Genomic DNA, 7,986 nt, shown 5'->3' on the forward strand with positions numbered 1-7,986 from the left:
ACGACCCCGGTGGGGGGCGGGGCGGGGCGGCGCCCCGCCCACTGCCGATGTCGCCCGCTCGCCGCCCGACCGCCCATCTGCCGCCCGCCGCTCGGCCACCCGCGCCGCGTACCGAGACTCGGTGAAATGGCCGGCGGACTTCCCCGGCCTCCCCGCCCCGCGCGCTAGCGGGCTGCGCGCACCCTGAGCCCGCGCGGTGTGGCGTGGAAGCCGGCGGCCTCCAGTACCGCACCGAACGGGGAGGACAGCGCCGCCGCCCCGTTGATCCGCTCGACCGTGAGGGTGCCGAGCGCGCCCTCCTGGGCCGACTTGGCCAGCGCTTCGAACGCGGCCACCAGCCGCGGATCATCGAGGGCCGGCCGGCCCGTGGACGGTGCGGACGCCGTGGGGAACGGCGCGGACCCGGTGGGTATCGCGGTGCCGCTGCGCTCGGGGGACGGTGGTAGCTCCCCGGTCGTCGCGGGCCAGACCAGGAGCGTCTTGCCGCCGCGCTCCACGTAGAGCAGCAGGTCTCCGTCGACCAGCACCACCAGCGCACCCGCCTTGCGCCCCGGCTTGTGCGTGGCGCCCGGTGGCGGCTCGGGCCAGCCGAGCGCGGCACCGTAGGCGTTCGCGGGATCGGCCGCCGCCAGCACCGTCGCCCGGGTGGCAGCCGTACGGGGCCGCGCGCCGTGCCCCGCTCCGTACTGCTGGTCGTGGCCCGTGCCGTACTCCGCAGTCGGTGCGAACGGGTCGGTGGCGGCGGCCGGGGTGGCGAAGGCGGTGCCTTGCGCGCGCTCGCGCGCCGAACCGACCGCACGCAGCCGGTCCACGGCCCCGTCCATCGCGAACTGCGCCGCACCGAGCCCCTCCACGACATAGCCGCGCCGGGCCTGGCCGCTCTCCTCGAAGGCGGCCAACACCCGGTACGCGGCGGCGAACCCGCCCTCCACGCCCTCGGCCGCCACCGCGCCGCGCGTCACCACGCCGTGCCGGTCGAGCAGCGTGCTGGCCAGTGCATGGGCCCGGTGCGTGGGATCGGTGACGCGCGCGGGCAGCAGCGACCAACGGCCCGCCACGGTGGGCGGACCGCCCAGGCCGGCGGCGGGGCGCGCCACCCTGCCGTAACCCCGTGGGCCGGCCAGCGCCCCGTACCTGCCGCGGGGCACGGCGCGCTTGGCCCGGTGCGCGGTCGCCCCCGCCGTACGCCCCGAACCGAGCAGGGCGCGCAGCGGGGCGACGGTGTCGTTGGTGATCCGGCCCGACCAGGCCAGGTCCCACACCGCGTCCACGATCTCAGCCTCCGCGCCGGGGGCTGCCGCCGTGAGCCCGGCCGCCCTGACCTGGTCCGCGATCTGCCGGAAGAACAGCCCGTACCCGCCGGCGAGCGCGGTGAGCACCGCCTCGTGCACCGGGGACAGCTCCAGCGGGCGGGGCTCGGGGAGCAGCAGCGGAGCGGCGTCCGCCAGATACAGCGTGACCCAGCCGTCCTTGCCGGGCAGCGCCCCCGCGCCCGCCCACACGACCTCGCCGGACACGGTCAACTCGTCCAACAGGGCCGGGGAGTACTGCGCCACCCGGGACGGCAGCACCAGCTTCTCCAGCGCGGAAGCGGGCACCGCGGCCCCCTGCAACTGCTCGACGGCCCGCACCAGTCCGTCCACGCCGCGCAACCCGGAGCCGCCCACCTGCTGCCACTGCGGCAAGAACGCCGCGAGGGCGGCCGGCGCCACCGGCTCCACCTCCTGCCGCAGCGCGGCCAGGGAACGCCGCCGCAACCTGCGCAGCACCGCCGTGTCACACCACTCCTGGCCCACGCCCGCGGGGTGGAACTCGCCCTGGACCACCCGGTTGTCGGCGGCGAGCCGGTGCAGCGCGCCGTCGGCGACGGCCGTGCCGAGGCCGAAGCGACCGGCGGCAGCCGTCGAGGTGAACGGGCCGTGCGTGCGCGCGTACCGCGCGAGGAGGTCGCCCAGCGGATCGCGCACCGGCTCGGTGAACGCCTCCGGGACGCCGACGGGCAGCGCCGTGCCCAGCGCGTCCCGCAGCCGCCCCGCGTCCTCCACGGCGGCCCAGTGCTCCCGCCCCGCGATCCGCACCCGAATGGCGCGCCTGGCCGCCTCCAACCGGCGCGGCCACGGGGGCTCCGCGCCCCGCTCCGACAACTCCTCGTCGGTGAGCGGGCCCAGGACGCGCAGCGCGTCGGCCACCGCCTCCACGTCCTTGATGCGACGGTCATCGGTGCGCCACGACAGCTCGCGCTCCAGCTCGGCCAGCACCTCCGCGTCCAGCAGCTCGCGCAACTCGGCCTGGCCGAGCAGTTCGGCCAACAGGCGCGAGTCCAACGAGAGCGCGGCGGCCCTGCGCTCGGCGAGCGGGGAGTCCCCCTCGTACAGGAACTGCGCCACGTAGCCGAAGAGCAGCGAGCGCGCGAAGGGCGACGGCTCCGGCGTCGTCACCTCCACCAGTCGCACCCGGCGGGCCTCGATGTCGCCCATCAGCTCGGTCAGGCCGGGTACGTCGAAGACGTCCTGGAGGCACTCGCGCACGGCCTCAAGGACGATCGGGAACGAACCGAACTCGCTGGCCACCTGGAGCAGTTGGGAAGCGCGCTGGCGCTGCTGCCACAAGGGGGTGCGCTTGCCGGGGCTGCGCCGCGGCAGCAGCAGCGCACGGGCCGCGCACTCGCGGAAGCGGGCGGCGAACAGCGCCGACCCGCCCACCTCGTCGGTGACCACCTGGGCCACGTCGCCCTGGTCGAAGGTGACGTCGGCCGCGCCGACGGGCGCCTGCTCGGCGTCGAAGGCCGTGCCGTGGTCGGCCGCGGGGCGCGCGCCAGGGGCCGGTGCGCCGGCACCCTGGTCCGCCGGCCCGGGCACGTCGAGCAGGTCGAGACCGAGGAGGTCGGCGTCCGGCAGCCGCAGCACGATGCCGTCGTCGGCGTGCATCACCTGGGCGTCCATCCCGTACCGCTCGGACAGTCGGGCACCGAGCGCCAGCGCCCACGGGGCGTGCACCTGGGCGCCGAACGGAGAGTGCACCACCACGCGCCAGTCGCCCAACTCGTCCCGGAACCGCTCGACCACGATCGTGCGGTCATCGGGGACGTGGCCGCAGGCCGCGCGCTGCTCCGCCAGGTAGGCCAGCACGTTCTCCGCCGCCCAGCGGTCCAGGCCGGCCGCGGTCAGCCGGGCGTGCGCGGCCTGTGGCTGCTGCGCGCCCACCTCGCGCAGGAAGGCCCCCAGCGCGCGGCCCAGCTCCAGCGGGCGCCCCAACTGGTCGCCCTTCCAGAACGGCAGCCGCCCCGGCACCCCGGGCGCGGGCGTCACCAGCACCCGGTCGCGCGTGATGTCCTCGATCCGCCACGAGGTGGTGCCCAGGGTGAACACGTCGCCCACCCGCGACTCGTACACCATCTCCTCGTCCAGCTCGCCGACCCGGCGCCCACCGGACCGGCCGCCCGCCCCACCGGAGGACTCGGAGCCGGCCAGGAACACGCCGAACAGGCCGCGGTCGGGGATCGTGCCGCCCGAGGTGACGGCCAGCCGCTGCGCCCCGGGGCGGCCGGTGACGGTGCCGGCGATCCGGTCCCACACCAGACGGGGCCGCAACTCGGCGAACGCGTCCGACGGATAGCGCCCGGCGAGCATGTCGAGCACCCCGGTGTACGCCGAATCGGGCAGCGTGGCGAACGGGGCGGCCCGGCGCACCACGGCCAACAGCTCGTCCACGTCCCAGGTGTCCATCGCCGCCATGGCCACCACCTGCTGGGCCAGCACGTCCAACGGGTTGGCCGGCACGCGCAGGGCCTCGATGGCGCCCGCGCGCATGCGCTCGGTGACCACCGCCGACTGCACCAGGTCGCCGCGGTACTTGGGGAAGACCACACCGGTGGAGACGGCCCCCACCTGGTGCCCGGCCCGGCCCACCCGCTGGAGGCCGGAGGCGACCGAGGGCGGCGACTCGACCTGCACCACCAGGTCGACCGCGCCCATGTCGATGCCGAGCTCCAGGCTTGAGGTCGCCACCACCGCCGGCAGCCGGCCCGCCTTCAGGTCCTCCTCGACCAGCGCCCGCTGCTCCTTGGAGACCGAGCCGTGGTGCGCACGGGCCAGCACCGGTGGCGCGCCCTTGGCCGCCCCCGCCTCGGCCATCACCTCCGCCGGCGCGTGGTGCTCGGGGAGCGCGGCCCCGGTGGCACGCTCGTACGCGATCTCGTTGAGCCGGTTGCACAGGCGCTCCGCCAGCCGGCGGGAGTTGGCGAACACGATGGTCGAACGGTGCGCCTGCACCAGGTCGACGATCCGCTCCTCCACGTGTGGCCAGATGGACGGCCGCTCGCCCGCCTGCCCCGGCCCCTCGCTCACCGGCGACCCGCCCAACTCGCCCAGGTCCTCCACCGGGACGACCACCGACAGGTCGAACTCCTTGCCGGACGGCGGCTGGACGATCTCCACGCGCCGGCCGGGCGAGAGATAGCGGGCCACTTCCTCCACCGGGCGCACCGTCGCGGACAGCCCGATCCGGCGGGCCGGTCTGACCCGGCCCGCGCCGTCTGCGCCCCGCACGGCGTCGAGCCGCTCCAGGGTGAGCGCCAGGTGCGCCCCGCGCTTGGTCCCGGCCACCGCGTGCACCTCGTCGAGGATCACCGTCTCGACGCCGGTCAGCGCCTCGCGCGCGGCGGAGGTCAGCATCAGGAACAGCGACTCGGGGGTGGTGATCAAGATGTCCGGCGGCCGGGTGGCCAGCGCGCGACGCTCGGCCGCCGGCGTGTCCCCGGACCGGATGCCCACCCGCACGTCGGGCTCGGGCAGGCCGCGCCGCACCGCCTCCTGCCGGATGCCGGTCAGCGGGCTGCGCAGATTGCGCTCCACGTCCACCGCGAGCGCCTTCAGCGGCGACACGTACAGCACCCGGCAGCGCTTCTTCGGCTCGGCCGGCGGGGGCGTGCTGGTGAGCCCGTCGATCGCGGCGAGGAAGGCGGCGAGCGTCTTGCCGGAGCCGGTCGGGGCGACCACCAGCACGTCCGAGCCCTCGCCGATGGCGCGCCAGGCACCGGACTGAGCCGCCGTCGGCGCCGTGAACGCCCCCGTGAACCAGCCGCGGGTGGCGGCCGAGAAGCCCTCAAGGCCGGTGGCACGGGTCGGGACGCCGCTCGGGGGACCGCCTCCCGTCGACTGATCGCTTCGCTCGTTCGTCGCCATGCCCCCATCGTGCACCGCACCACTGACAATGGGCCGGAGCACCAGGTCAGCGGGGGCTGAGGCGGTTTGCGCGGCGCGGCGGCCGGCAGCGCGGGGCGGGTTTCGCGCGCCTTGCACAATGGGGCCATGGGCGAACGGGAGCAGGCGCGGCACTGGCGTTACGCGGAGTTGCCCGGCGTCGACCTGCTCCGGGCCCGCTACATCCGGCACGCCTTCCCCCAGCACACCCATGACGGCTTCGTCCTGGGCGCGATCACCGGTGGGATCGAGGAGGTCCGACTGCCCGACGGGCTGGTACGGGTCGGGCCCGGCGGCGTCGTCATGATCAACCCCGATGTGGCGCACACGGCGCGCGCCGGCACCCCCGAGGGCTGGGCGTACCACGTGCTCTACGCGGACGCCGCCATGGTGGCCGACATCGCCGCCGAGACCCTGGGGGCGCGCGGGGTGGCCTGGTTCCGCGAATCGGTCGTCGAGGACCGTGCGGCGGCGCGGCTCATCATGGCGGTGCACCGGGCCGCCGAACGGGGCAACGCGCTGGCCGCCGACACGATGCTGCGCGCGACCGTCACCCGGCTGCTGCGCGGGTACGGCGGGGTGCACCCGCGCCGTACGGAGCGCGGGGCCGGGGCCGGGATCGCCGCCAGGGCCCGGGAGGTCCTGGAGTCCCGGATGGCCGCCCCGCCGACCCTCACGAGCCTCGCCACCGAACTCGGCACCAGTCCCTTCGCCCTGCTGCGCGCCTTCCGCACGGCGTACGGAATGCCCCCGCACGCGTGGCTGACCGACGCCCGGGTACGGCGCGCCCGCACCCTCCTGGAGGACGGCACGCCACCGGCCGAAACCGCCACCCTGGTCGGCTTCACGGACCAGCCGCACCTGGGGCGGCACTTCACCCGCATCGTCGGCGTCCCACCGGGCGCCTACCGCAGGGAGCGGTCGACGGCGCGCGGACGCACCTGATCGGAGCCGCAAGAACGTACAAGACCGGGCGGACCGGCTGCCCGTACGTTGCCGCCGTGGTCGAACGAACGGACGCCGGACAAGCGGCAGACGAACAGCAGTGGCGCCCCACGGGGCACGCGGAACAACCGGGCGCCGTGACGCGCGCCCCGGAGCGGTTGGGAGGGGGCGACGAGCAGCGAGAAGGCAGCGGCGGCGACGGGCTCCGGCCCCTGCCGGACGGCGCGCGCGGCGGGGCGGACCGGGGAGCCGGGCCCCCGCGCCCGTCGGACGGAGCACGGGGCGCGGTGGACGCGGCCGGGCGCACCCCGGCACCCCGGGCACCGGAACGGGCGCTGGAGGGGGCGCGGGAGGGAGAAGAGCTGGCGCCGCAGGACGGGGCGACGGAGCGGGCGGACGCGGAGACGCGGCACGCGCGCGCGGTTACGGAGCCACGGTGGGCACGGCGCCTCCTGCTACCTCGGTCGGTACCCGCGCGCGCAGGTACGGGGCGGGCAGGCCCGGGGACGGAGCGGGTGGCGGACGCGGACACGCGGCTTCGGGAGAACCGCTCCGGTGCCGGGGCGGGGCGCGCGGCCGTGGTGCGTGACGCACTCGGCGTGGGGGTCGCGGTCGGGCTGTCCGGGTTCGCCTTCGGCGTCACCTCGGCGGGCTCCGGGCTCAGCCTGTTGCAGACGTGTGCGCTGAGCCTGTTGGTGTTCACCGGGGCCTCCCAGTTCGCCCTGGTCGGGGCGCTCGCCGCGGGCGGGAACCCGTTCACCGCGGCGGCCGGGGCCTTCTTCCTCGGGGTGCGCAACGCCTTCTACGGACTACGGCTGTCGGAACTGCTGCGACTGCCCCGTGCCGTGCGTCCGCTGGCGGCGCATTGGGTCATCGACGAAACCTCCGTCGTCGCACTCGCCCAGCGCGACCGGGCTGCGGCCCGACTGGGCTTCGTCGTGACCGGGACCGCCCTGTTCGTCCTGTGGAACCTGACCACCCTGATCGGGGCGCTCGGCGCCTCCGCACTGGGCGACCCCGACGACTGGGGCCTGGACGCGGCGGGGCCCGCCGTCTTCCTCGCCCTGCTCGCCCCGATGCTCCGGGCCGCGGTGGAACGCGTGGTGGCGGCCCTCGGCGTCGTCCTCGTGCTGGCCTGCATACCCGTGCTGCCCGCCGGCGTACCGGTCCTCGTGGCCGCGCTCGCGGCGCCCCTCGTACTGGTCGTGGCGGGCCGCCGCCCCGCGTGGTTCCCGCCACCGGCCGGGGCCGGTTCCGCGGCGCCGACCGAGCACGGTGCGGGGGAGGGCCAGTGAGTACGTGGATCGCCATCGCCCTCACGGCCGCCGGCTGCTACCTGGTGAAACTGCTCGGACTCTCGGTCCCGTCGGGCGTCCTGGAGCGGCCGGCCGTCAAACGGCTCGCCGCCCTGCTCCCGGTCGCCCTGTTGGCCGCACTGATCGCACAACAGACGTTCAGCACGGGGCACGCCCTGACCGCCGACGCCCGTACGCTCGGACTCGCCGCCGCGGCGCTCGCCCTGCTGCTGCGCGCCCCGTTCCTGGTCGTGGTCGCATCGGCCGTGGCCGTCACGGCGCTGGTGCGCGCCGTGGGCGGCTGAAAGCGCGGCCACGGAGCCGGCCCCGGCTCCGTACGGGGCGGGCGGAACGTGCGCCGTACGCAGGGTGTCGTTGCCGCCGCCCGGAGGTGGCCCCTGCAGCAGCGGACGCCCGGCCATGCGGACGCTCCACGGGGCGCCCGCACCCGAGCCCCGGCCCGATCGTTGCCCCGTGCCCCGTGCCCCGTGCCCCGTGCCCCGTGCCCCGTGCCCCGTGCCCCGTGCCCCGTGCCCCGTGCCCCG

At 76.4% G+C, this 7,986-nt stretch carries 4 protein-coding genes; 3 read left to right on the forward strand and 1 reads right to left on the reverse strand.

All coding sequences use genetic code 11. The features are described from left to right. Positions 1 to 164: 164 nt before the first annotated feature. On the reverse strand, positions 165 to 5,183 hold the full coding sequence (locus tag AAHZ94_RS23840; protein WP_349995081.1) for an Lhr family ATP-dependent helicase: 5,019 nt from the start codon (positions 5,181 to 5,183) through the stop codon (positions 165 to 167). Between the two features lie 126 nt (positions 5,184 to 5,309). Between AAHZ94_RS23840 and AAHZ94_RS23845 the strand changes: the two genes are divergently transcribed. The 3 genes from AAHZ94_RS23845 (at position 5,310) to AAHZ94_RS23855 (ending at position 7,746) form a co-directional block, all read left to right on the forward strand. Continuing rightward, a complete protein-coding gene (locus AAHZ94_RS23845) occupies positions 5,310 to 6,146 on the forward strand; it encodes an AraC family transcriptional regulator (RefSeq protein ID WP_349995083.1) in 837 nt (278 codons plus the stop codon). Between the two features lie 515 nt (positions 6,147 to 6,661). Then, positions 6,662 to 7,441 carry an AzlC family ABC transporter permease gene (locus AAHZ94_RS23850; protein ID WP_349995085.1) on the forward strand — a complete coding sequence of 260 codons (780 nt, stop codon included), beginning with the start codon at positions 6,662 to 6,664 and terminating at the stop codon, positions 7,439 to 7,441. Continuing rightward, entirely contained in the window at positions 7,438 to 7,746 is a 309-nt protein-coding gene (locus AAHZ94_RS23855) for an AzlD domain-containing protein (RefSeq protein ID WP_349995087.1), read from the forward strand. Before AAHZ94_RS23850 ends, AAHZ94_RS23855 begins: the two co-directional genes overlap by 4 nt. Positions 7,747 to 7,986: the final 240 nt, after the last annotated feature.

Source organism: Streptomyces sp. HSW2009 (assembly GCF_040240285.1).
GTDB lineage: Bacteria > Actinomycetota > Actinomycetes > Streptomycetales > Streptomycetaceae > Streptomyces.

Coding starts and splice junctions, on each gene's coding strand:
- AAHZ94_RS23845 (WP_349995083.1), top strand. CDS start 5,310: ATGGGCGAACGGGAGCAGGCGCGGCACTGGCGTTACGCGGAGTTGCCC.
- AAHZ94_RS23840 (WP_349995081.1), bottom strand. CDS start 5,183: ATGGCGACGAACGAGCGAAGCGATCAGTCGACGGGAGGCGGTCCCCCG.